Origin of the sequence: Flavicella sp. (assembly GCF_037132785.1) — a bacterium.
Lineage (GTDB): Bacteria > Bacteroidota > Bacteroidia > Flavobacteriales > Flavobacteriaceae > Flavicella.
This window is the reverse complement of the sequence record NZ_JBAHZZ010000009.1, coordinates 1-25,736: the sequence shown is the minus strand read 5'-3', so window position 1 is coordinate 25,736 and position 25,736 is coordinate 1. Positions and strand designations below refer to the sequence as shown.

Sequence of the window (25,736 nt, the reverse complement as noted above, 5' to 3'; positions counted from 1 at the left end):
TAAATCACAAATGCTATCTGAAAAAGTAGGTGTTATTTGTAGTTTCATGGCTTGAATATACATCTTAATAAGCTAACAAACAATGATTTACACCCTAAGTTTGGGTCTTTGTTTTTGTCATGTACCTTGCAACGGTCTTAATTCTTAGAATGGTACTACAAAAACCTAAATGTCAAAAAAACACAAAACAGACACTAGGCGTGTAACTCAATTATTTTTAAATGACACAATAGTAATTTGGAATGTTTTTTATTCAGAAAAGGAATAAAAATAGAAGCCTAAGTTACGGTTCTATTTTATATTGAAACATAAAGGAAATAGAAACTAATTTAATCAATCATTTTGATGTTTATTTGGTATTATTCCTTTTAAAGTATCCAACTCGTTTCCTTGGCTTTATATTTAGATTACATTCTCCCTTATTACTTAATGACACCTCAAGTTCGTCACTCTCAATAGCGCCAGTAAATTCAGTTGTATGCATCATAATATAGTAGTTTTATGGGACTATTAGAGCCTAGCCAAAATTGTTAAAATATCAAAAAAAACAAGGAGTATTATTCTATTTCACTCAAGGCAGCACTAAGCCAACTGAAAATGAATCTTCAAAAAAATCATCAATAAAAAGCAAAAGACTGGAAACTAGCTGGAATCAAAATACTTGTTAAAAACAGTAACTTTAAAAGTATAGTTCTACCTGTAAAACGCCTAAATAAATGATGGATATTGAACTAAAAAATGTAATTTAGCAACATCAAAATCAACAACAATTTGTTGCGTTAGAATACTGATTCCAAGCTTAATACAATTAATTCATGAAAACAATAATCAATACCAACAACGCACCCGCTCCATTAGGGCCATACAATCAAGCTGTATTAGCAAATGATATATTATATATTTCAGGACAAATTGCTATCAACCCTAAAACAGGAGAGTTTGTAACAGATAGCATTCAGGAAGAGACAAAGCAGGTTATGTCTAACCTACAAGCAGTTTTAGCTAAGGCTAATATGACTTTTGAAAACATTGTTAAATCATCTATTTTCATAAAAAATATGAATGATTTTTCAGAAATCAATAAAATATATGGAAGTTATTTTGATGAAACAACGGCTCCTGCAAGAGAAACTGTTGAAGTTTCAAAACTCCCCAAAAATGTTTCTCTTGAAATTTCTATGATCGCTCACAAATAAGAAATAATGATCCGTAAGTTTATTGTTTTTCTGCTAAAACTAGGACTTCTATCCTCTGTTCTTATAGCATTATTTATTGGTACAGTTCTAGTAGGTGGTTTTGGACCTATTCCGTCCTCAAAAGAATTAACAGAAATAAAACAAGCTGAAGCAAGTATCGTTTATAGTGCAGACAATGAAATCATTGGAAAGTTCTACCATAAAAACCGTACGCAAACAACATTTAATAAAATCCCAAAACATCTGATTGAAGCGTTAATTGCAACAGAGGATGTTCGATTTTACGAGCACGATGGGATTGATAAAATTGCGCTATTGCGTGTTTTATTTAAAACCATTATTTTAGGAAATCGATCTTCTGGAGGAGGAAGTACCCTCACTCAACAATTGGCTAAAAATTTATTTCACAGAAAAGATTTTTCTTTTTTGTCAATGCCCGTAAACAAAACCAAAGAAGCTATACTAGCAAATAGGTTAGAAAATATTTACACTAAAAATGATATTTTAACTCTATATTTAAACACAGTACCTTTTGGAGAACGTGTTTACGGAATTGAAACAGCCTCTCTTCGTTATTTTTCTACCTCTACAAGTGAACTTAGTTTGGAGCAAGGAGCAGTACTTGTTGGGATGTTAAAAGCAAACACATATTACAATCCTAGAAAACATCCAGATCATGCTAAAATCAGAAGAAATGTAGTATTAGCACAAATGCACAAGGCTGGATTTATTTCTGATGACACATTAATAAACGCTTGTCAATCTCCACTAAATACCAAGTATAAAAATCTCCTTTTAGAAAACCCTAATGGGTATTTTTTACATCAAATAAAAAACAAGACAAACAATATTTTATCTAACCTCATAAAGCATAACGGAGCTAATTGGAATCTTGAACGAGATGGATTGATTATCGAAACTACACTAAATTCGGAATTACAAAATGCAGCATTAATCGCTAGGAAAAAGCATTTAACAAAACTTCAACACTCTATGGACTCCTATTGGAATACCTTAAAAAAGCAAACAAAGATCCAACGTATCATCGAGAAAGAATGGGAATCTACAAAAGACTATAAGCATTATACCAAACTAAAACTCAGTCATAATTCTATTATTGACTCTGCTAAGAAAAAAGAAAAACGTTTATTGTTTGACTGGAATCCTAAAACAAAAAACTTATCAAAAATAGATTCTATTCACCATTATTTAAAAATGATAAATGCTGCCGTTTACGGAGTTGATATTACAAGTGGAGCTGTCCAAGTATATGTGGGTGGTAATAATTATAAATACCTTCCCTATAATTTAATTACCAGTGAAAGACAGGCTGCCTCAATATTTAAACCTTTTGTTTATACAGCGGCTTTAGAAAATGGACAAAAACCATGTGACTGGATCAATAATGATGTAAAAACATATCCTAAGTACAACGACTGGAAACCTGAAAACCACAACCATTCAGAAGGCGGATATTATTCTATGCCAGGTGCTTTAGCAAAAAGCATGAACATACCTACAATAAAAACTTATATAGACGTAGGACACAAAAATTTACAAAAAATAGTAGATGCACTCGGCATTACAAAAAAGCTAAAAGATGTTCCATCAACAGCATTAGGCACAACCACTTACTCCTTACAGGAGTTGGTTCATGCATACATTCCTTTTGCTACAAGAAAAGAAGGAATTAGCCCGTATTATATAACTTCTATCAAAACATCAAAAGGAGAGATTATTTATGAGCATATGCGTAAAACGAAGCAAAAAAAACCACTATTAGAAAACACAATAGATACATATTCCTTAGAGACCATGCAATACCTTTTAAAAGGAGTTGTTGAAAATGGCACTGCAAAATCACTAATTCACAAGTACAATGCCAAAGGTGATTGGGCAGGAAAAACAGGTACCTCACAAAATTACAGTGATTCTTGGTTTATCGGATTTAACTCCAAGTTTATCATAGGATCTTGGGTCGGTTGTAAATATCCTAGTATTCATTTGGCTCCAGGAATAGGAGGAGGATCCATCGCTGCATTGCCTATTGTAGCTTCTGTCGTTTCAAAAAAATACTCGTCTAAAATTATAAACAATAATTTATCTGCCGGGTTTCCTAAATTTAACGAGGATATAATTGATGATTGTGACTGTGAATTCTATCGAGACGAAAACACCTTTGAAAAAATATTAGAATTTTTCGAAAAAGATATAACCAAAGCGAAAAAAAAAGGAGAGAAAAAAAGAGGCTTCTTTGACCGCTTATTTGGGCGAAATAAAAAGTCCAATTAACTTGTTTTTAGTTTAATCTGACAAAAATAAACAACCTTTTCTTTACATTTAAAATCTCTAAGCATATCTTAAATCTAAGAAAAGTGACTTGCTATTAAATTTTAATTTCAAGGTTTTCTCTTTTTTTTAGATACTTTTATTGATTCAAAGAATTTATTAACAGTGTTGCTGTTGCGGGATTTGTTGCTAGAGGAACATTATGTACATCACACAAACGCAACAACATCAATACATCAGGTTCATGAGGGTGTTTTTCTAGAGGATCTCTAAAGAACAATACCATAGACACTTTTCCCTCTGCTACACGTCCAGCAATTTGCGCATCTCCACCCATGGGTCCTGATAAGAACCTGTTTACCTTTAGCCCTGCTGCCTCAACTTTAGAACCTGTAGTTCCTGTAGAGATTAAGCTAATCTCTTTAGCTTTTAATAATTCTTTATGCAGCATTAAAAACTGAACCATATCAGCTTTTTTCCCGTCATGAGCAATAATAGCTATTTCCATATTTTAAGTTTCAAATTCAAGTGCAAAATAACCAATTGTAATCAACCCACACTACTATTAGCAAACAAAATATCCCGATTTGTCACCAAATCGGGATATTTAATATTTAATTAAAACTATTCTTACAAAGAAGCAGAATACACAATTAAGTCAACAATTTTAGTAGAGTAACCTATTTCGTTATCATACCAAGCAACAACTTTTACAAAGTTATCATTCAATGCAATACCAGCATTAGCATCAAATACAGAAGTACGAGTTTCTCCGATAAAATCTTGAGACACTACTAAGTCTTCAGTATATCCTAATACCCCAGCCATTTCATTTTCTGATGCAGATTTCATTGCAGCACAAATCTCAGCATAAGTAGCAGGTTTGTCTAACTTTACAGTTAAATCAACTACAGATACATCCATTGTTGGTACACGGAAAGCCATACCCGTTAATTTTCCATTTAAAGCAGGAATTACTTTTCCTACAGCTTTAGCAGCTCCAGTAGATGAAGGAATGATGTTATGTATAGCAGAACGTCCACCTCTCCAGTCTTTCATAGAAGGCCCGTCAACTGTTTTTTGAGTTGCAGTTGCAGCATGAACTGTAGTCATTAACCCTTCAGTGATTCCCCAGTTATCATTTAATACTTTAGCGATAGGAGACAAACAGTTTGTAGTACAAGATGCGTTAGAGAAAATAGTATCCTCAGCTTTCAATTCAGAATTGTTTACTCCCATTACAAACATAGGTGTATCATCTTTAGATGGCGCAGATAAAACTACTTTTTTAGCTCCAGCTTCTAAGTGACCACCAGCAGTTTCTTTAGTTAAAAAGAATCCAGTAGACTCAATTATGTAGTCAGCTCCTATTTCACCCCACTTTAAGTCAGCAGGATTACGCTCAGCAGTAATTCTGATTTCGTTTCCATTTACGATTAATTTTCCATCAGCCACTTCAACAGTTCCGTCAAATGGTCCATGTACTGAATCGTATTTCAACATGTAAGCTAAATAATCTACATCTAACAAATCATTGATTCCAACAACTTGTACATTTTCTCTTGCTACTGCAGATCTGAATGCAAATCTTCCGATTCTACCAAATCCATTAATTCCTATTTTAATCATCTTATCTAAATTTAATTTATTTCTATTCTAATCATTATACTGACATTATATCAGCCACTCTTAAAAGCTCCTCGTCAATTTTATGATGTTCTTTCACTGCTTTTTCTAAGGGTGTATATTTTATTTCGTTATTCACAAAACCAACCATCAAATTTGAAGAACCAGACAATAATAACTCCACAGCCGAAACCCCAAATCTACTTGCCAAAACTCTATCAAAACAACTTGGTGCTCCTCCTCGTTGCATATGTCCTAGCACAGAAACTCTAACGTCATACTCTGGCAAATTTTCCTCAACATATTCTGCCAATTCAAATATATTTTTCCCTGTTTTCTCTCCTTCTGCAACAACAACAATACTAGAAGTTTTTCCAGATTCTTTACTTTTAATTAACGATTCCAACATTTTATCTAAGCCGATGTTTTCTTCTGGAATTAAAATTTCTTCTGCTCCTGCTCCTACTCCTGCATTCAATGCAATAAACCCTGCATCTCTACCCATTACTTCAACAAAGAACAAACGGTTGTGAGAAGAGGCTGTATCTCTAATCTTATCAATTGCTTCAACAGCTGTATTCAAACAAGTATCGTATCCTAATGTAAATTGAGTTCCGTAAATATCATTATCTATCGTACATGGAATTCCAATAATTGGAAAATTATGTTCTTGATTAAAAATCATCCCTCCAGTAAAAGTTCCATCTCCGCCAATAATAACTAATCCTTCAATTCCTTTAGCTATTAAATTTTCATATGCTTTCACTCTTCCTTCAACTGTCATAAACTCCATAGACCTTGCAGATTGAAGCATAGTACCACCCTTATTGATGATATTATTCACACTTCTCGCATTCAAGTCAATAAATTTTCCTTCAATCATTCCTTGGTATCCTTGATAGACACCCACGCATTTCACTTTATGATATGCACATGTTCTTACCACTGATCTAATTGCTGCATTCATACCTGGAGAATCACCTCCTGAGGTCATAACTGCTATCTTTTTTAATTGTATATTCATCTTTCTATTATTGTATAAAATTACTATTTATATAGATTACAGAACCAATTTAGCAACTTTTATACGAAAACGTTTTCGGCTTAAAAGCCTGTTTTTTATTTTTTAAACCAGCTAAATATAGTTCTTTTTAAGAGATTACTAAAATAGAATTTTATTATGAATTAATACCTCTCCAAATCTTGAAAGAATTAACTATTAACTTATTTATAACAAAAGACCGAAGTGTATTTTAGTTACAACTTCGGTCTTTTGTTATCTGTAAAATTTTTAAATTTTTACGCCCATAAATTTTTCGTGTAAATTTTATTTTTTTTAAGCTTGTTTATCGCCTCAACAACAGTTGACCTATCTTCAGCATAAGTTACTCCCATCCATTTTGCATCAGAAGTCAACACTTTAACAGCACCTTTACCTGACTTAATAATATTATTTACCACGGTTGGAATAAAAAACTCGCTTTTTAATTCTTTTGATCTTTCCGCTAAAAACAATTTAAAATCAGATTCCAATACCTCCAAGTATTTAGGCGTAAACCCCCAAAAATTCATCGATACGATTGTATCCTCAGACATAGGCACAAATTTACCATTATCATCTTTCCTTTTGATTTGACCAGCAATTTCTTCAATATGAGTTCTCTCAATAATACTTGCGAGTTCTTGATTTTCATTTACAAAACATTCTCCCCTAGATACAAATCCATTTTCTGAAATGGTGTTTTTTAAATTATACCCTACCATACACATATTATAAGAATTGACATCAATATTATCTAATTCCTTAATAATTGTTTTAAAAGCTCCTTTAGAATAAAAATCATCTCCATTAATAACAATAAAATTACCTTTTACAACATCCTTAATCATTAAAGTTGCGTGTCCAGTACCCCATGGCTTTATTCTTTCAGTGTCAACATCAAAACCTGCAGGTATTTTATCCAGTTCCTGACAAACGTAATCCACCTCAACTTTTCCTTTTAATCGTTCATCGTAAATCTTTTTAAAATCATCTTTAAAGGACTCTCTTATAATAAATACAACTTTTTTAAAACCCGCCTCAATGGCATCATATAAAGAGAAATCTATTATTGTATCACCATCTTCAGACATTTTATCTAATTGTTTCAATCCGCCATACCTACTACCCATTCCTGCAGCAAGAATCACCAAAGTGTGCTTTTTCATTTTTATAAGTTTTAATATTGTTTTTTCTATAATATTGATGGAACTACCAATATCAAATCATCTGATACATGCTCTACATCAAGGTTATCTAAAGTATTTCTTTTTTTTCTAATAATTCCAAGTTTCATCAACATTTCTTTAAGGTTATTAAAATCAATTTGATAAATCAACCCTATCCCTTGAGTGTGTCCCTCCTCTTCTTCTGAATACTGCACTTCGTTTTGTCTATTGAAAACGGTATAACTCAGCCTTCCTTCGTCACCTACTAAAAACTCAACTATAACTTCACCTATAATATTAGATTGCGTATTTGTCCCAACAGGCACTCCTAAATTACCGTCGATTAAAATTTTATCGCTGATTTGAGTTTTCAAAGAAATATCAACCTGATTGTCTATATTATATTCTTCAACATCACTCTTATCTGCAGATGTATATCCTACATCTATTTGAAACTTATCTCCTTCTTCATTAAAAATATCAGACAAAGCACCTGAAATAATATCAGAAGTCGTACCTGTTAATGCCGAGCTCCCGTTAGATGCAACGTTATCGTCATTAAAGAACCTCTTCGTTATTAGTAACGAAAAAAATTGTCGAAGTGTTGCATTTTCATCATCATCATTCAGAACAAATGACAACTCTGACGCTACAGTAGAGCTAGAATTCGGAATAATGATATTAAATTCTTCATGCGAATTAAACAAACTCCCACTGATATCGGTAACCAAATCAACGGCTATTTTTCTACTGGTATTTAAATCTGTAAGCAATACTTTCGGGTTCGCTTTTACCCTATGAATCGCCTGAATATTAAGGTTCGCATTCATAGGGTCTCCATCCCATGAAATAACTCCTCCTTTTTGGATTTCAAATGGTTTGTTAATGATTCCTCCATAAATAAAATTATAAAAACCTTTATCAATATTATAATCACCATACATGTTAAATTTACCATTGGTATCTATCTCAATCAACAAATTTCCAGATCCAAAACCTTTTAGCGAACTTCCAGAAACTCGATCAATTACAATTTCCGCCTCTGCATCTGGCGTAATATCTATATCAAAATTCATGGAAAGTCCTTGGAATTTCTCAAGCAAAAACTTATTGTCAAATATAGATTCTTCAAAAACCATTGTGTCATCCGATTTAAAATGTATCAGAGATGAATTTTCAACGGTTTTAACATCATTTAGCGGAATGATAAATTTAGTTCCTTTTAACGTTTTAGCTTTTAAATCAATTTTCAAGTCTTTTATTGTTCCTGTAATATTTGACATTCCATTAATAAAACCTGTTCCATAATAACTAACATCATCACCATCTTTCGTGTCCAATACTAAAATTCTATCAGACTTTAAATTCAAATCTAATTTCCAATTTTTAAAACTCGTGTGCTTTATGGTTCCATTAATGGTTCCTTTTGTATCGAATTTAGAATCTTGAATTACTAAATTATCAAATCTGAAAGTCTGTTTTTCCAAAGTAACTTTTGGATTATTGACAAGATTATAATCTACATTTAAATAAGGCAAAGTAAACCCTGAATGATTCAACTCTAAAACCCCATTCATTTCTGGGTTTAACAAAGCTCCTATTACTTTAAACTCTCCATCTGCAACACCTCTTATCTGAGAAAGCACGTTTTTCCCTAAAGGGCTAAATGCATTTAAATTAAAATTATTTAATTTCACATCCAAATCGATCGAAGGCTCTTTACTTCTAAAGTCAATTACTCCTGCAGCTTCGAACTTCTTGAACGTATCATTTATCAAAGAAACATCTATCTGATATTTTTTATAGGAATCTTTTGCGTTTACTTGCATATTTAAATCCCCTTGCAAAAAATCGTTTATGGAAAACTCTTTGATCCTTAAATCCCCAAGAGGATTATAAATTCCTTTTTCTTGCTTAAAATTAAAGTTTCCATCTAAAACACCATTTAAAGACAGGCTCTCAATTTTAGGCATAATGGCACCTAAATTTACATTGACAAATTTCATATGCAAGTTTTTATATGTGGAATCTCGAATCACTCCATCAAATCGAATTTTTTGCCCCTCTGTAATAAATTCTATCTCTTTAATTTCATACTCTTGCTTTTGTACATCAAAAATCAATTTGTTATCTTTATTTCCTGACGGATTAATCTTCCATTCTATATCTTTAAATAAAATTTTAGATTCCAAGACTCCCAAAACAGATTTTTTCTCCTTGTCAATTGTATAATAAAAAACAAGACCAAAACGTTCTTCATTTTTAATTCCTCCTGTAAAATCAGCTCTAAAATACAAAGTATCGTTTACCTTTTTATTATATATGTCTAAATTTCGAATAGTATAGTTGGGTGAATTTATTTCTTTAATACTAAAATTGGTATTTAAAGATGGATTCTTATTATCCAATTTAAGACGAACACTATCCAACAATGTTCTATTCACCTTCAATTTTGGAGTTACAAACAACAACTTTATCTCATTATCCCCATCTAAAACTTTCCCTTTTAAACTCGCACTTGACAACAAACTTACGTTTGGAGCTAACACCGGGATTATTTCTTTAAAAATCTCAAAATCGAATTCTATAAACTGATCTCCTTTCACTTCTACTGGAGCATAATTTGCCATCATACTTCCAAGGGAATTCTGAACCATCGCCCCTAAATCCTGAAACCTAAAAGCTCCCTTTATTTTACCATTTATAATATCTTTAGAACTAAATGTCAATGTCCTAATATGCTCATTATGTTCAGATGTTAGTGAGAAATTCTCAAAAGTATGTGCTTTGTATTCATTTGTGTATGTGGCGTTTTTAAAACTTACTGTACCGATAATATTATTGATAGAATTACCTGAAAGATCCACATTAATATCTCCTTTTAGTACAGCGATACTATCTCTTTCAAAAAGATGTAATTTTTTCAAATCTAATTTATCAACAGTCACATTAAAATCAAACTTATACACTTCTTCAGATAGATCAGCTAGTCCCGTAAAATCAAAGCTAATATTCTGATCATTCATGATTAAATGGCCATTAAACAGTTTGTTTTCCAACAATCCATTTACTTTAATCCCCCTGTATGTATATCCTTTATATTGATGCTTTGAAACGACACCATTTAACGATGTGTTTATATTCTCTAATTTAAACCCTTCTCCTTCAACTTCTCCCTCAAAGGACAACTGCCCAATTAAAGGATCCCCAATCATTTTACCGAATTCAAAGTCAACTACTTTTACATATCCATTATAAGTAGCACTATCAATATGATCAATATTTGTCAATTCCAAATCAACGCTAACATTTCCCATGTTTGATTTGATTTCTATTACTATATCCAACAATTTATTTGTTATTAAAGTTGCTCCAGAAATTGTAAATACACCTATCTTTTTCAATTCTGTCGGTAAACTTTTCCCAAGAAAATTTGGCAATATTGATTTTAAATTTGCATAATCAGAAGTTAACTCATCACTAACGCCATTCATTGAAAAACCAACTCCTTGATTTACGGCTTCTTTGACATGATAGTTCCCTTTTATTTTCAAATCGGAACCTGATGACAAGTCAAAATGCAAAAGCCTAAAATCATTCAAAGTTCCTTTTAAGACTGATGATACTTTTAACAAATCATTTCCATTAAATTCTTTGTACATTTTTTTTAAATCTATAAGTGATATATAAGAATTATTAATTGCACATTCAATTTGAACTTTATTATTAAAGTCCTTTAAATCGTCTCCTTTATAATTAAAAGTAATATCTAGATCTATTTTCGAATTTGGAGTTTCCAAATAAGCTTCTCGAAATAACATTTGTGTTTTAGAAAAAGAAAAATCCGTGGTTAAATTATTCACTTTTAACCCATGATTTTCAATAAAATTTGCATTTTCAACACGTAAAGAAAAATTTGGCCCTTTCAATTCAAAATCCTTTATTAAACCATTAATTCCATGATAATAAGCGACCATAGAGTCCTTTTTTTTGTTTTGATTTACAATATCAAAATCAATGTTGTTTAACCCAACATATGGAATATTTAACTGAAAAGGATTCTTTTTTTCTTTTGAAAATTTTCTAGAGAAAACGGTAAGGTTATTTGTATCCTCCCCTTTATAGGTTTTCATATGAAAAACTCCTTCAGACATATTAGACTCACCAAATAACAATCTTGAATTTAGTAAAGAGCTTAATTGTCTTATATCCGTATCAAATCTAGAAACTGCTATCAAAGTATCATTATGATGATCTTTTACCAAAACCCCAGAAAACTCCAACTTCCCAATAACTGAAATTTTTATTTTATCAACAGTAATAGCAACATCATAAGTTTCTTTTAAAAATTCAGAGACTTTTTCTCCAATTTTTGTTTGAATCCAAGGCTGAGCAAGCAAAATGCTGAAAACGATTAATATCAGCAAAACAATTGCTAAAATTCTAGTTAGTATTTTTCTTATTCGTTTGATATGCTTTAACTTTGTTACCTATTAGCAAAAGGATGCCTAATTATTTTTATTATGTCTAAAAAACCTGTTTATATACTTGCCATTGAGTCATCATGCGATGACACCAGTGCTTCAGTAATTTGCAACGATAAAATTCTATCTAATACCGTTGCCAATCAATCCATACATGCCGAATATGGAGGTGTTGTTCCTGAGTTAGCTTCACGGGCACATCAACAAAATATCGTTCCTGTAGTTCAACAAGCAATTCAAAAAGCAAATATCGACAAAAAAGACTTAAATGCCATAGCTTTTACAAGAGGACCTGGATTAATGGGTTCATTACTTGTAGGCACATCTTTTGCAAAGTCTTTAGCCTTGTCTTTAAACATTCCTCTTTTAGACATTAACCACATGCAAGCCCATGTATTGGCTCATTTCATCCATAATAATGACTGTAAAAAACCACCGTTTCCATTCTTATGTTTAACCATAAGTGGAGGACATACCCAAATTGTAAAAGTGGAAGATTATTTTGAGATGAGTGTTTTAGGAGAAACAATTGACGATGCTGTTGGAGAGGCTTTTGATAAATCTGCCAAAATACTTAACCTACTGTACCCAGGTGGTCCATTAATTGATAAACATGCAAAGCATGGAAATCCGTTAGCCTACAAATTTACCAAACCTAAAGTAGGTCCAATGGATTTTAGCTTTAGCGGGTTAAAAACTGCCTTTTTATACTTTATCCAAAAGCAAGAAAAAGAAAACCCTAATTTTATTGAAGAAAATTTATTTGATATTTGCGCTTCCTTACAACATACAATTACAACTATCTTGATGGATAAATTAAAAAATGCAGTTAAAGAAACAGGAATCAAACATGTTGCGATTGCAGGTGGAGTTTCTGCCAATTCAGAAATCAGAAAGAGATTAAAAGAAACCGAAAACACTTATAAATGGACGACCTATATTCCTGAATTTGAATACACAACCGATAATGCTGGTATGATTGCCATTGCTGGATACTATAAATATTTACAAAATAATTTTAGTGACATTGGTGTTTCTGCAAATGCAAGATTAAAGGTAAATGACCTCAGCTAATCTTAATTTGTCAATTCAGTGAATAAAGACTCTAAATTTTTGTTTTTAGTATTTAGTTGTATAATTTTAAGTCCATTCTCTGTAGCAAAATCGAACACTTTTGAACGCATATCTTCTTTCGTATCGAAAGTTAATTCCCAAACAGCACCTCCTAAAGAAGTCAAAGATTGTAAATCTGGCAATTGATTAAAGAAACGTTTTTCTATTTGAAAATCAAATTCCACTTCAATTATTTGCATTTGCTGCTCCTTTAATTTTTTTAAATTTTCATCTGCTACGATCTCTCCATTTTTCAAAATTAAAACCCGATCACATACCGCTTCTACCTCTTGCATAATATGTGTAGATAGTATAATTATTTTATTTTCACCTAACTGTCTTATTAAATCTCTAATTTCAATTAACTGATTTGGATCTAATCCTGTTGTTGGTTCATCTAAAATTAAAATTTTCGGATTATGTATCAATGCCGCTGCCAATCCAACTCTTTGTTTATATCCTTTTGATAATTTATAAATCTGTTTATGGGCTTCCTGTGTTAATCCTACCGCATCCAAAACATTTTTAATTTCCTTCTTTGGGATTTTATGAACCTCCGCCACAAAAGTCAAATATTCTAACACATACATCTCTTGATATAACGGATTCGACTCTGGTAAATAGCCTATATTTTTTTGAATAGCCAATAAATTCTTTTTTACAGAAACTCCTTCAATCAATACATCTCCCTGAAAAGAAGTTATAAAACCCGTTATAATTTTCATTAAAGTAGATTTCCCTGATCCGTTTGGACCTAAAAGCCCCACGACTTCTCCTTTCTCTATTTCAAATGAAACATTTTGCACTGCTTTCTGAGTATTATATAATTTCGATACATTTTCTACTTTTATCGACATAGTTGGAGTTTTCTTACAAAAATACACTTTTATACAAATGACTCGTCTTTTGAAAACACTAAAAAACAAGATTCCTTTTGAAATCTATTTAAGTCAGTAATTTTTCAGACCTTTGTACTTCTATTTAGCTGCTATTAGAGGACTACATACATGAATAAAAAAGTATACATACGGGAATTAGGAAGAAAAGGATACCAAGAAGCTTGGGATTATCAAGTTGAGTTATTTGACAGTATCATTGAAAAAAAAATGATCAATAGAAATAATGAACAACAATTACCTACAGATAATTATTTGCTTTTTGTAGAACACCCACATGTGTATACATTAGGAAAAAGCGGAAATCTTAGCAACCTTCTCTTAAACGAAAAACAATTAAAAGCGAAAGGTGCTACTTTTTATAAAAGTAACCGGGGTGGAGATATTACTTACCATGGACCTGGTCAAATTGTTGGATACCCTATCTTTGATCTCGAAAATTTCTTTACCGATATTCATAAATATCTTCGATATTTAGAAGAGGCTATTATACTCACACTAAAAGAATATGATTTGAACGCTGAAAGAAGCAAAGGTGAAACTGGAGTCTGGTTTGACCCAGGAACTCCATTTGCTAGAAAAATTTGTGCTTTAGGCGTTCGTTGTAGTAGATGGGTTAGCATGCATGGTTTTGCTCTTAATGTAAATGTCAACTTAGGCTATTTTGACCATATTATTCCTTGTGGGATTAAAGGAAAAGCAGTTACATCAATGGAAGCGGAATTGGGTAGAAAAATATCTGAAGATGAAGTAAAGCAAAAAATCACAAAACACCTTACTACTCTATTTGAAATAAATTTTGAACAACAATCCGTTTCTTAAAATTTATAAACAACTGCATTTATATTCATTCCAGCTCCTACAGAGGCCAAAATAACAACATCACCACTAACAATTTGATGACCTTCCATTTTACCTTTTAAAATTAAATCTAACAAGGTTGGAACCGTAGCCGAGGAGCTATTACCTAACTTATAAATACTCATAGGAAGCACGGATTCTGGTGCTTTTAAGTTATACAACTTATAAAAACGTTCTACAATTGCCTCGTCCATCTTTTCATTTGCCTGATGAATACATATTTTTTTTACTTGATTAATTGAAATTCCGCTATCTTCTAATACTGATTTCATCGCATCAGGAACATTATTTAACGCAAACTCATAAATTTTACGTCCGTTCATCTTGATATACTTTGTATTATCTAAAGCATCATTATTATACGACTCACCAAAAAACAAATAATTAGTTTCCTTTTCTGTAAAGGATTGAGCTCCATAACTCAATACCCCCACAGGTTCTTTACTCTCTTTAGCTTCTAATATCACAGCTCCTGCCCCATCAGCATAAATCATAGAATCCCTATCAAAGTCATCCACAACTCTTGAAAGTGTTTCTGCACCGATAACCAGTATTTTCTTAGCCATACCAGATTTTATAAAAGCTTCACCATGTATAATACCCTGTACCCAACCTGGACAACCAAACAATAAATCATATGCTACGCAATAGGTATTCTTTATTTTTAATTTATTTTTAATTTTTGAAGCTAGACTTGGTAAAGTATCTCCTTGAATACTTCCATATTTTACATCCCCAAAATTATGGGCTACAATTATTTGATCAATTGTATTTCTATCAATCCCTGAGGATTTAATAGCTTTTTCTGCTGCAATAGTGGCTAAATCTGAAGTATTCAAATGATCCTCAGCATATCGTCTTTCTTCGATTCCTGTAATCTGCTTAAACTTACCAATGGTAACATCGTTGCTACCTTTAAAAACGGCACCTTCTTCATTTAGGAAAGTACTAGACAGAAAATCAGAATTTTTTTTTACTTTAGAGGGAATACAGCTACCTGTACCGGTAATAACAGAATAAATTGACATAAAAATAATTTTATAAGCAATTGCTATTCGCAATTTTCACTTAACTAAACACAAAAATAATCAATTATTATCAATGAAGAATTTTAAGTTGCATTACTATTGCAATAGATTGAGCACGATTTTTTAAAACTTCTGAATTTTCCCCTTTAAACAACTCATCTACAGAAGAACTAAATAGAAGTAACCACTTTTCAAAACTTTTCTTTTTAAAGGGGGTTTTCTTATGTTTTTCAATATGTGGCTGCATTGCATTTTTAGCATAAGTGCCTGAATGAAACAGTACATTATCCCAAAAATCAACCAATATATTTAAATGCTTTTCCAGGTTTTCTGGCTCCAAAAATTCCACAAAAAAGTGCTTCACCTCATCATCATCAAATAACTTTTGATAAAACAATTGAACTATTTTATAAAGATCTTCCCTGTTTTCTATATCCAAAACCTAAAAATTATCATATATATCTCCCAAATCAAACGAAAGAGAAAAACGCAAAGTACTTTCTAAAGGATTATATACAGATGAAGTATTCACTAAATATGACAAATCAATATTAAATGATTTAGCTTCTACTCCTGCCCCCATCGTAAAATACTGGCGATTCCCTTTAAATTCACTCTCGTGAAAATACCCAGCTCTTAAAGCAAATGATTTATTGTATATGTACTCTGCTCCTATACCAACAGTTATTTCATCCATTTCTTCTTTAAAGCCATAAGGAGCATCCGAAAATGACTGAAACATACCTTCTACCCATCCAACATTATCATCTTGTCCTAAAATTATTTCTCCAGAACTATCTCTAATTGGAGGAGTTGGAACCAATAATTTAGAAAACTCTACTGTAATAGCAAATGTATTGAAATTATTTAAGATAAAATCAAATCCTCCTCCTAGTCTCAATCGAGTTGGAATAAAATTCTCTTCTCCTGAAGTATAAGACACTTTCGGTCCTAAATTAGAAATATTAAATCCTGCACGAATTCTACCATTAAAACTACCATAATTTTTTTCTGGTGATTGATAAAACCCAGATACATCTACGCCAAAACCATTAATTGGAGAAATATCTGTATTCAAGGATTTAATAGAAAGGTCAGAACGAATATATCGTAAAGTAACTCCCATTGAAAAATAATCATTCAATTTTAAAGCATAAGAAACCGCCGCTGTCAATTCATTTGGATTCTCCTCACCTTCAAAAACCCCATATTCATCATATAAATCAATCGTACCTAAAGAAAAATAACGCAAATTTGCTCCCCACGCACTCCTTTCATCAATTCTATTAACAACAGAACCTCCCCCTACAAACAGTCCATCTATTAAGTTTTGTAACCAAGGTGTATAGTTTATTCCGACAGTATACTCAGAAGTATTAAAAGCCATTTTTGCTGAATTATGGTAAATTGAATTAGCATCTGAGGTTGTCGCTACACCTACATCTCCCATACCAGCGGAACGTGCATCAGAATTAATCATTAACAACGGTGCTACCATAGAAATCGGATTTGCTGTTTGTTCTTGTGCACTTATCCTTAAAAATGTTGTCAAAACAATTAAAAACACTCCTATTTTCTTATTCATTGTCATTTTTATATATAATTAACTACTTATTGAAGCAATACTAATTTTTCAAATTTCTCGGCTCTTACTCCTGAACTAATATTGGTTACTTCTATTTTATAAACATAAACTCCTTTACCTACTCTGCCTCCAAAATCATCTTTCCCATTCCAATTTATCGTTCGAGACAAGCTTCCAGATGTCTGAACCACCTCTCTAATAGATTTTACCAATTTCCCAGAAACAGTATAAACGTAGATCTTAACATCCAACAATTCATTGGGTTGATTATGTGTAAACCAAAATTCTGTATAATCTATAAAAGGATTCGGATAATTCAATACATTTTCCAAAACAAACTCAGAAGACTCAGTTACCGTAAAACTTAACGTTTTATCAGAAGCGTTATTGTATGTATCCCAAACTTTTAATTTTAAAGTATGTGGACCTGCTGTTAAATTCCTCAATGTATAATTTACTTCACCTTTAGTAAAATCTCCAGATTCAGACTCGTAAAATTCGTTCAATTCAATTGGATTCCCTTCATCTCCATCAATTACGGCAGTAATTGAATGACCAATTCCCCCTGTAGATGTATTGATTCCGCTTTTATCCGAAAAATAAGCTATTAAAACTGGGTTTTCGCTAGTGTTCCCTCCATCTAAAAAAGAAGTATCTTCCATAAATAATTCAATCTCTGGTCCTTCGTCATCAGGGTCTGGTGATTCATTTATACCACCAAGTATCGTTTCTAAATCATAGCCAGTTTTAGAATCACTTAAATTATTAAAATACAGACTTATTTTAGATGTACCATAGGCCAATTTTACGTCTTTTGGGACTACAAATTCAAAACTAAACAATCCGTTTTCTACATTAGCCTTCCCTTTAAAAATACTACTTTCTTGTGTTTCAAAGGTAAATATATATGGGTTCCCATCACCATCATATAAATCATCATTATTTAAAGTGCTTTTAAATGTGGGTTTGTCATAAATAATAGTTGACAATTCTCCATTGAAATCATTTAACAAGTTTCCATCTTCATCCTGAACTTCTCCCGATATTTTAATTTTTGATAATGATTTTAAGGTATCTCTATACACTAAAATGTCTTTATCATTAATATGTGTTACTTTAATCATTGGTTCCGCTACACCTAACTTCATTGCAGGGTCTCCAAAATAAAAAATAAAAAATCTTTGGTTATCACTTAGTTGAGCTTCATTTTTCGAATTCATTAGAGCTTCCGCACTTGAAAGAACACTCCCCTGCAAGCCTAATACATTAGGAATAAGCGCTTTATTAAAACGCTTTCCATAATCTACATAAACCTCTCTTGTTGTTGAAATTAAACTTGCTGAACCGCCTTTACTACTAATAATAATTTCCTCTCCAGCTGTAAAGGTAGCCGGATTGTCGAATCTTGTAAAATCGCAAGTTATGGTAATAAATAGAGGTGACTTATTAAAATTAACCCAAGAGTCAATATCATCTAACGACAAAATTCTCTTATGAGAAAGCCCAATTTCGTTACCATGACCAAAATAGTTAAACAGAAGTGTTCCGCTATCCATAGAGTTAGAAATCGCTGTATTCACATCAGGATACCTAGATCCCCCTTCTGTTTGAACCTGAACATAGGAATCTGCATATATTTTTTTAATGTTGTATTGTGGTTTTTCTTCTTTTATAGATTCGGCTATTGCGTCCAAATCCACTTGAAAATCAAATTCAGAAGCATCCTCCATATCATCCGAAACAAAGACTATTGAATTCCTCCAACTACCATAAGAGCTGCTATCATAATAAGCAAGTATTTTATCTACTACAATGGCAGCTTCAGTATTGTCAGACACTAAAATTCTGCCAGTTGCAACATCCTGTTTATTAGCACTAGTCATGCCTCCCTCATTCTCATCCATCATCCCATAATAATCATCTGTAACATATGAACTAGAAAGACTAAAGCTACTATAGGCTAAATATACCGGAACAATATTATTATTATTTGCTATACGGTCTTTATAATCATAGGATGAATCTCCAAAAAGACATAGGTACTTAATTTTAAAATCCTCAGAAGAAGCATTGTCATACAAATACTTTACAAAATCTCTAATTGCAGTAATATCGGGACTTCCTGAGCCAAATTCATTATAAATTTCTTTTAAAGAAACTACTTTTGTGCTCAAATCCGAATTCGTACTATGGTAATCTGCCAACCTTTGAGCCTGACTTGATAAATTTTCATTTGTTATTAAAAGGTATTGAATATCTTTTAACCCATGTAAATTCTGATTCCCTATCGGACCATTAGATATTAATTTTGGCAAATAATAATCCGTATCATTCAAAACAGCATATTCCCCTAGAATTCCCGAATTCGCTTTAAAAACAAAATTCTCCCCTGAGCTCTGATTTGTAATCAATTTGGGTTCTATAGAATTTGTAACATCCCAAACCATATCAATATTTGATAAATTGGAAATTGAATATTCTAGAATTCTAGAATTTTGTTGAGAAATAAAATTCCTAAACAAGAATTGACTCCCAGAAGCAATTAATAGCTTACCTCCAATAATCTCTATATAGTCCAAAAATGCATCCGATGCTGGATTACCATTATTGTTATAAATAATATTTACATCAATATTGGGTCCTTTAGCAACAACTTCAACAGAATTAACTGCAGCTCTAGCCATTTGAGAATCAGTGATACTTGAATAGCTCAAGGTTAATACTTCAGTATCGTCAACAGAAACTAGCATATTTGTAGCAATATTAGATGTTGATGCTCCCCTTACTTTAATTTTTATTTGTTTTGAAACATCAATATTTTCAAAATTAAAATTATAATCACGATTATTAGTTACAGAAAAAGAATCCCCAAACCATTGCTGACCAGCCCCTATTAAATTCACCAAATCATCCTCATAAACGATATAATCTTTATATGTTGTAATGAGATCTGTAGCAGGACTTACTACCTCAGCAGCTTCACTAATCCTTTTTCCTCTTCCTATATCGACATTCAAAAAATAATAAGCTTCTTCTGAATATATATTTTGCCTATGTGAAATTTCACTCTCGTCAGAAACCAACCAATCATGTGCTCCTTTGCCGTAAAATAAAACAAAATCATCATCATTAAAAGAGTTATCATCTTCACCGTTTACATATATCGCATTCTCTTGCAAATCATCGTAACGAAAATCACTGTTCAAATTTGGCAACATCCCCCCCCCATTTCCATAAATTCTAATATCCTTAGGATCAATATCTGATACTGACAGTCCTAAACTTTCAATAAAACTTTTATCAAGTTTAAAAATTCCTGTTTTATCAATTGAGAACTTATACCAATTCCCTGTTTGCAACACCGAATTATTAGTTGAACTCGTTTTCAAAGACTTCGTAGAAACACTAAACAATTGATATTCTATATCAAAAGAGACAATTTTTCTTACTGTTTTCCCTTCTTTCACGAGAGGAAAAACCATTAATGTTACTCCATAAGCACTAGGCGAACGTGAAATTTCTAAGCTACTCACAACATCTTCCGAAACGAACTCTAGATTAAATAAATTTTGATAACTTTCTCCTACATTTTCAAAAACTATATTTTTCAATCTATAAGATACTTTATTATATCCTGTGCCAATATCCCAATAACTTTGAAACAAAGGATTCTCGTTTGCATCAAGGAAATTGTTTTCAACTAAGGGTACTGAAAACTTAACCCCATTGGAGATTTCTATTTCTGCATCCATATCCCAATTAAGAGAAAAATGCTTAGTTTGAGCTTTGAGCACCACTCCTGTTGTAGAGAACAGAATTAAAATTGATAGGATAAAATATTTTCTAAAAAGCACCTTCATTCTTTACGAAATAACATTTATTTTTCGCAACTGCAAGATAACATATAATAAAGGAATAAACCAATCGTTATAAAAAGACACCTATAGATCATTAACAATATTACCAACAAAGTATTTTATTCTGAATTTATTGCGAAAAACCATAATTAGTGTAAATTGCAGTATGATTAAAATGCCCTAAAATATCAAATCAAATATGAACATTTTGTTTAAAATAAAATATTTAGCCTTTGCTTTATTAATTTTTAGCTTGGTTAATTGTAGTAAATTCTCAACAACAAATAACAAATCAAATACCTCTACACTCACTGGATGGAAATTTAACGACCCTGATTATGGAGGATTTTCGGTTAATAATCAATACAAAGAACTTAAAACCCCTACATCGATGGTATTGATTGAAGGGGGCACTTTTACGATGGGAAGTGTACAAGAGGACATTATGTCTGATTGGAACACAACACCTAAAAGAATGCAAATTCGATCTTTTTATTTAGATGAATCTGAAGTCACCAACTCAGAGTACCTCTTTTATTTAATGTGGTTAGAGCGTGTTTTCCCTCCTCGAGGAGATAATTATAGTCATATTTATAAAGCAGCTTTACCTGACACGTTAGTTTGGAGAAATGCTATGGGTAGCAACGAATCATTAAGTGGAACTTACTTAAGACATCCTGCTTATGCAAATTACCCTGTTGTTGGTGTAAGCTGGTCTCAGGCAAACGACTTTTGTGAATGGAGAACTGATAGGGTAAATGAAAAAATATTGATGGATTTAGGAATCATTAAAAATTTATTTAATGAAGATTCTATTTCAGTTGAAGGTAAGAATCACTTTAATACAGATGCATATTATTCAAACCCAAATTTACTTTTTGATGGAAATTCAACAATCTATAAAAAAGGGTTAAAGAGCAACAGGAAATCTAATGTAATAGGAGATCCTGTTGAAAACAGTTTTAAAGGTAGACATGTAAAACCACATGATGGTATTTTATATCCAGACTTTAGGCTTCCTACAGAGGCAGAATGGGAATATGCCGCCAAAGCCGATGTTGAAAACAGAGAATATAACACTTTAAAAGGTCGTAAAAAATATCCATGGAGTGGAAAATATACTAGAAGTAATTCTTCAAAAAACCGCGGTAATCAATTGGCTAATTTTAAACAAGGAAAAGGAGATTATAGTGGTTTAGCTGGCTGGAGTAGTGACGGGGCAGACATTACTAATAAAGTTAAATCATACCCTCCAAATGCTTTTGGCTTATATGACATGGCTGGAAATGTTGCAGAATGGGTTTATGATGTTTACAGACCTAATATCGATACAGAAATGAATGACTTCAATTATGTAAGAGGTAATTTATTTCTAAAAAAAACCATTGACTCAAGTGGGAACGTAATTATTGCAGACTACAATGATGTATTATATGACACACTTCCTAATGGTAAAATTTACATAAAAAATATTCCTGGCAGAGTACTTTATGAACCTATTACAAAGGAGGATGCACAATTAAAGTCTAATTATATACAATCGAACAATTCAAGTTTAGGTGATGGAGATATAAGAAACTCAATACATTACAATCTAGATATCTCAGAAGTGGATAACATTCCTAGAATGTATAATTCGCCATTAGACCCTGTGACAACATTAGATTCTGATACGGGTGAGTTAAAAATCGTTTACGATAATAAGATGAGAACTACTTTAATCGGAGACGAAACAAGAGTCTATAAAGGTGGATCTTGGAAAGACCGTGAATTTTGGTTAGATCCTGCTCAAAGAAGATATTTACCACAATATATGGCAACAGAATTTATTGGATTCCGATGCGCTTTAGATAAAGTTGGAAATATGTCAGGATCGAAAAGAAGTATTTATCATAAATAGGATAAAATTAAACAAAAAAGACCTTACTAATTTTTAGTGAGGTTTTTTTGTTATAAAATTATTTTCATATGCGAATATCAACTATCTACAAATACTTTAAACAGAGTAATGGAGTTATTACTGATACTAGAAATATCACTAATAACACTATCTTCTTCGCCTTAAAAGGAGAAAACTTCAATGGTAATAAGTTTGCAGAAAAAGCACTGAAATCAGGAGCTATTTATGCTATAATAGATGAACCTGAATTCGATACGAGTGATAAAACTATTTTAGTAAAAGATGTTTTAAAAACGCTACAAAAATTAGCAAATTACCACAGACGAGAACTAAATACTAAAATCATTTCATTAACGGGTAGTAATGGTAAAACAACGACAAAAGAATTAATCCATGTCGTTTTATCTAAAAAATTTAACACCACTGCAACAGCAGGAAACTTAAACAACCATATTGGTGTTCCTCTTACACTATTATCTTTCACTGAAAAAACAGAAATAGGAATTGTGGAAATGGGAGCCAATCACTTACATGAAATTGAACTTTTAACTTCTATTACAGAACCTGATTTCGGTTATATCACAAATTTCGGCAAAGCACATTTAGAAGGTTTTGGAAGTCTTGAAGGGGTTATAAAAGGAAAAACGGAATTATTTGATTATCTAAAAGCAAACAATCGAAAAGTATTTATCAACAGTAAAGATCCTATTCAAGTAAAATTAACCACTAACCTAGATTCAATTTATTTTGGAGATAAAACCAACTTACTGAAAACAGATCCTTTTTTAGTAATAGAATATGCTGGCTTGGAAATTCATACTCATTTAATTGGGAAATACAATTTTAGCAATCTAAATGCGGCAATTGCTATTGGAGAATATTTTAACGTCTCAGCAACGGATATTAAATTGGCTATAGAAAGCTACCGCCCAACCAATAACAGATCTCAAATCATAGAAAAAGGAAAATCTAAAATTATTTTAGATGCTTATAACGCAAACCCTACTAGTATGGAGGCTGCATTAAATAATTTTAAACAAATTTCTGCAACAAAAAAAATCATTATCCTAGGTGATATGTTTGAACTTGGTAAGACTAGTAATCAAGAACATCAAGCTATTTTAAATCTAGCTGAATCCTTATGTCCTAATGAAATCCATCTAATCGGAAAACATTTTTCAAAAACAAAAGCCTCAAAATCGAATTTACATTCGACCTTTGAGGCTTTTAAAAAATCATTTCATCCAACCTCTGCTACCTATCTTATTAAAGGCTCAAGAGGCATGGCACTAGAGAGAACCCTAGAATTATTTGATTAAATACTCTTTATGATATTTTATAAGGTTATCTATAGGACGTTGTATAACACCTGCAAGATTCAATTCGTATTTATCAGCAACTTTTTTTAAAATATCGTAAAAATAATGAGCTATTGATCCAATAAAATAAATTGGTGTCGACTTATCCTTTTCAAAAGGTAAAACACGAGTCACAAAAAACTCATCGAAACCAGATTCCATCATTTCCTTTACATAAGTTTCTTCTTTAAACTGAAACATAAAACTAGCAAAATCAGCTAAATACGTATTTGGGTTCGGTTCTTTGTATAATTTGTGTTTTACTGTATCTGGCGACAAATCATATGATTCTTCAAACTTAGCAGCAATATGAGCTGGCATTGTTTTGTAATAATAATTGCGAATTAATCTTTTTCCAAAATAATTTCCACTTGCCTCATCCATCAACATATAACCCAAAGAAACAGTATTCATATGAGTTTCTTTACCGTCATAAAAACAACTGTTTGAGCCTGTTCCTAAAATACAAACAATAGCCGGATCACTTCCTGTAGCAGCATAAACAGCAGCCAACATGTCTTCCTCTACAATTACAGTAGCATTTGAAAACAACTCTTCTAAAAGATCTTTTAAAATTTTAGTAGCAACCTTAGTTCCACAACCTGCACCATAGAAAAACACTTGTGTTACCTGATCCAAATTCTCTGAAAACTCCTTTGCTGAAAGGACTCTTTCTTTCAATACTTTTTCTTCAACAACGGCAGGATTTAATCCCTGTGTTCTTATTTTAAATAATTCATTCTTTTGCTCATCTAAAGCAATCCAATCTACCTTGGTTGAACCTCCATCTGCTATTAAAATCATATTTTATAATTTAATATTTATCAAATATATTATAATTATATCAATTTTAATTTAACAACATCTATCGTTACTATATCGATTTCGAACGACAAACTCAATTGCTCCTTTTCTCCTGAAAAGATCAACTTTAATGTACCCCTATAAAAGCTCCATTTATTATTGGAATTTAAGAGTGGGCTACCACCTTAATTACAGTTCACATTGAAGTATTTATTGCCGATCAATGCCTGTACACTCTGTTTTCGTGTGGGATTTTAAAGTACTTCAACTTTCTATTTATCGACAACACTTTCATCGAAATTTCAAACTTCATTTATCGAAAAAGTCCGTATGAAATATATATTTTGTTAGCGATTTGTTGCTGTTTTTGATATAACACATCTCTATTCTTTTTACTGAGTTAGTCATTTAGTTTCTGTATCTTAGTGTCATTAAATATAACAGATATGGATGTTTTTCAAGGTCAAAATATACTGAGTTTTATAAAAGAACTGCCAAATGATGAAGCTTGTAAGGCTTATTTAGCCAAAA

At 31.8% G+C, this 25,736-nt stretch carries 18 protein-coding genes and 1 pseudogene; 7 read left to right on the top strand and 12 right to left on the bottom strand.

What is annotated here, in order from left to right; genetic code table 11:
• Positions 1 to 349: 349 nt before the first annotated feature.
• Positions 350 to 487 (bottom strand): hypothetical protein, encoded by a 138-nt coding sequence (locus tag V5787_RS00810; protein ID WP_336891393.1) that lies wholly within the window; start codon positions 485 to 487, stop codon positions 350 to 352.
• 328 nt (positions 488 to 815) lie between these two features.
• Here V5787_RS00810 and V5787_RS00805 point away from each other — a divergent pair, with 328 nt between their 5' ends.
• Positions 816 to 1,196: a RidA family protein gene (locus tag V5787_RS00805; protein ID WP_336891392.1), complete on the top strand. Its 381-nt coding sequence runs from the start codon at positions 816 to 818 to the stop codon at positions 1,194 to 1,196.
• Between the two features lie 6 nt (positions 1,197 to 1,202).
• Positions 1,203 to 3,488: a transglycosylase domain-containing protein gene (locus V5787_RS00800; RefSeq protein ID WP_336891391.1), complete on the top strand. Its 2,286-nt coding sequence runs from the start codon at positions 1,203 to 1,205 to the stop codon at positions 3,486 to 3,488.
• Between the two features lie 136 nt (positions 3,489 to 3,624).
• Here the strand turns inward: V5787_RS00800 and V5787_RS00795 are convergent, their stop codons facing one another.
• From V5787_RS00795 to V5787_RS00775, 5 genes are all read right to left on the bottom strand, one after another.
• Positions 3,625 to 3,993, bottom strand: a complete 369-nt coding sequence (locus V5787_RS00795; RefSeq protein ID WP_336891390.1) for a methylglyoxal synthase — start codon at positions 3,991 to 3,993, stop codon at positions 3,625 to 3,627.
• A 122-nt stretch (positions 3,994 to 4,115) separates the two neighbouring features.
• Entirely contained in the window at positions 4,116 to 5,114 is a 999-nt protein-coding gene (gene gap / locus V5787_RS00790; protein WP_336891389.1) for a type I glyceraldehyde-3-phosphate dehydrogenase, read from the bottom strand.
• A 34-nt stretch (positions 5,115 to 5,148) separates the two neighbouring features.
• Positions 5,149 to 6,135, bottom strand: coding sequence for a 6-phosphofructokinase (gene pfkA / locus V5787_RS00785; RefSeq protein WP_336891388.1), 987 nt, complete (start codon positions 6,133 to 6,135; stop codon positions 5,149 to 5,151).
• Positions 6,136 to 6,410: 275 nt separating this feature from the next.
• Positions 6,411 to 7,319, bottom strand: coding sequence for a sugar phosphate nucleotidyltransferase (locus tag V5787_RS00780; protein WP_336891387.1), 909 nt, complete (start codon positions 7,317 to 7,319; stop codon positions 6,411 to 6,413).
• Between the two features lie 26 nt (positions 7,320 to 7,345).
• Positions 7,346 to 11,746 (bottom strand): translocation/assembly module TamB domain-containing protein, encoded by a 4,401-nt coding sequence (locus tag V5787_RS00775; RefSeq protein WP_336891386.1) that lies wholly within the window; start codon positions 11,744 to 11,746, stop codon positions 7,346 to 7,348.
• Positions 11,747 to 11,842: 96 nt separating this feature from the next.
• Between V5787_RS00775 and tsaD the strand changes: the two genes are divergently transcribed.
• Entirely contained in the window at positions 11,843 to 12,877 is a 1,035-nt protein-coding gene (gene tsaD / locus V5787_RS00770) for a tRNA (adenosine(37)-N6)-threonylcarbamoyltransferase complex transferase subunit TsaD (RefSeq protein WP_336891385.1), read from the top strand.
• 2 nt (positions 12,878 to 12,879) lie between these two features.
• Here tsaD and gldA read toward each other — a convergent pair whose 3' ends face one another.
• Positions 12,880 to 13,773 carry a gliding motility-associated ABC transporter ATP-binding subunit GldA gene (gene gldA / locus V5787_RS00765; protein WP_336891384.1) on the bottom strand — a complete coding sequence of 298 codons (894 nt, stop codon included), beginning with the start codon at positions 13,771 to 13,773 and terminating at the stop codon, positions 12,880 to 12,882.
• Positions 13,774 to 13,923: 150 nt separating this feature from the next.
• On the opposite strand from gldA, the gene lipB reads away from it, so the two are divergent.
• On the top strand, positions 13,924 to 14,634 hold the full coding sequence (lipB, locus tag V5787_RS00760; RefSeq protein WP_336891383.1) for a lipoyl(octanoyl) transferase LipB: 711 nt from the start codon (positions 13,924 to 13,926) through the stop codon (positions 14,632 to 14,634).
• On the opposite strand, the gene V5787_RS00755 is transcribed toward lipB, so the two are convergent.
• From V5787_RS00755 to porU, 4 genes are all read right to left on the bottom strand, one after another.
• A complete protein-coding gene (locus V5787_RS00755; RefSeq protein ID WP_336891382.1) occupies positions 14,631 to 15,701 on the bottom strand; it encodes a ketoacyl-ACP synthase III in 1,071 nt (356 codons plus the stop codon). The two genes, lipB and V5787_RS00755, sit on opposite strands and share 4 nt — an antisense overlap.
• 70 nt (positions 15,702 to 15,771) lie before the next feature.
• Positions 15,772 to 16,140: a group III truncated hemoglobin gene (locus V5787_RS00750; RefSeq protein ID WP_336891381.1), complete on the bottom strand. Its 369-nt coding sequence runs from the start codon at positions 16,138 to 16,140 to the stop codon at positions 15,772 to 15,774.
• A 3-nt stretch (positions 16,141 to 16,143) separates the two neighbouring features.
• Positions 16,144 to 17,286 (bottom strand): type IX secretion system outer membrane channel protein PorV, encoded by a 1,143-nt coding sequence (gene porV, locus V5787_RS00745; RefSeq protein WP_336891380.1) that lies wholly within the window; start codon positions 17,284 to 17,286, stop codon positions 16,144 to 16,146.
• A 26-nt stretch (positions 17,287 to 17,312) separates the two neighbouring features.
• The gene (gene porU / locus V5787_RS00740; RefSeq protein WP_336891379.1) at positions 17,313 to 21,038 is read right to left on the bottom strand and encodes a type IX secretion system sortase PorU; all 3,726 of its coding nucleotides are present in this window, start codon (positions 21,036 to 21,038) and stop codon (positions 17,313 to 17,315) included.
• A gap of 304 nt (positions 21,039 to 21,342) precedes the next feature.
• On the opposite strand from porU, the gene gldJ reads away from it, so the two are divergent.
• Both gldJ and murF read left to right on the top strand, forming a co-directional pair.
• A complete protein-coding gene (gene gldJ, locus V5787_RS00735; protein WP_336891378.1) occupies positions 21,343 to 23,043 on the top strand; it encodes a gliding motility lipoprotein GldJ in 1,701 nt (566 codons plus the stop codon).
• 68 nt (positions 23,044 to 23,111) lie between these two features.
• On the top strand, positions 23,112 to 24,362 hold the full coding sequence (gene murF, locus V5787_RS00730) for a UDP-N-acetylmuramoyl-tripeptide--D-alanyl-D-alanine ligase (RefSeq protein ID WP_336891377.1): 1,251 nt from the start codon (positions 23,112 to 23,114) through the stop codon (positions 24,360 to 24,362).
• Here murF and V5787_RS00725 read toward each other — a convergent pair.
• On the bottom strand, positions 24,351 to 25,205 hold the full coding sequence (locus V5787_RS00725; RefSeq protein ID WP_336891376.1) for an N-acetylglucosamine kinase: 855 nt from the start codon (positions 25,203 to 25,205) through the stop codon (positions 24,351 to 24,353). The genes murF and V5787_RS00725 overlap by 12 nt on opposite strands.
• A gap of 446 nt (positions 25,206 to 25,651) precedes the next feature.
• Between V5787_RS00725 and V5787_RS00720 the strand changes: the two are divergent.
• Positions 25,652 to 25,736, top strand: a pseudogene (locus V5787_RS00720) (IS1595 family transposase); the annotation flags it as partial.

What these genes read in the sequence shown, in the direction of transcription:
- gldA (WP_336891384.1), bottom strand. Translation starts at nt 13,773, where the DNA reads ATGTCGATAAAAGTAGAAAATGTATCGAAATTATATAATACTCAGAAA.
- gap (WP_336891389.1), bottom strand. Translation starts at nt 5,114, where the DNA reads ATGATTAAAATAGGAATTAATGGATTTGGTAGAATCGGAAGATTTGCA.
- pfkA (WP_336891388.1), bottom strand. Translation starts at nt 6,135, where the DNA reads ATGAATATACAATTAAAAAAGATAGCAGTTATGACCTCAGGAGGTGAT.
- V5787_RS00800 (WP_336891391.1), top strand. Translation starts at nt 1,203, where the DNA reads ATGATCCGTAAGTTTATTGTTTTTCTGCTAAAACTAGGACTTCTATCC.
- V5787_RS00780 (WP_336891387.1), bottom strand. Translation starts at nt 7,319, where the DNA reads ATGAAAAAGCACACTTTGGTGATTCTTGCTGCAGGAATGGGTAGTAGG.
- porV (WP_336891380.1), bottom strand. Translation starts at nt 17,286, where the DNA reads ATGAATAAGAAAATAGGAGTGTTTTTAATTGTTTTGACAACATTTTTA.
- V5787_RS00755 (WP_336891382.1), bottom strand. Translation starts at nt 15,701, where the DNA reads ATGTCAATTTATTCTGTTATTACCGGTACAGGTAGCTGTATTCCCTCT.
- V5787_RS00805 (WP_336891392.1), top strand. Translation starts at nt 816, where the DNA reads ATGAAAACAATAATCAATACCAACAACGCACCCGCTCCATTAGGGCCA.
- V5787_RS00725 (WP_336891376.1), bottom strand. Translation starts at nt 25,205, where the DNA reads ATGATTTTAATAGCAGATGGAGGTTCAACCAAGGTAGATTGGATTGCT.
- V5787_RS00795 (WP_336891390.1), bottom strand. Translation starts at nt 3,993, where the DNA reads ATGGAAATAGCTATTATTGCTCATGACGGGAAAAAAGCTGATATGGTT.
- murF (WP_336891377.1), top strand. Translation starts at nt 23,112, where the DNA reads ATGCGAATATCAACTATCTACAAATACTTTAAACAGAGTAATGGAGTT.
- lipB (WP_336891383.1), top strand. Translation starts at nt 13,924, where the DNA reads ATGAATAAAAAAGTATACATACGGGAATTAGGAAGAAAAGGATACCAA.
- tsaD (WP_336891385.1), top strand. Translation starts at nt 11,843, where the DNA reads ATGTCTAAAAAACCTGTTTATATACTTGCCATTGAGTCATCATGCGAT.
- gldJ (WP_336891378.1), top strand. Translation starts at nt 21,343, where the DNA reads ATGAACATTTTGTTTAAAATAAAATATTTAGCCTTTGCTTTATTAATT.
- V5787_RS00810 (WP_336891393.1), bottom strand. Translation starts at nt 487, where the DNA reads ATGATGCATACAACTGAATTTACTGGCGCTATTGAGAGTGACGAACTT.
- porU (WP_336891379.1), bottom strand. Translation starts at nt 21,038, where the DNA reads ATGGATGCAGAAATAGAAATCTCCAATGGGGTTAAGTTTTCAGTACCC.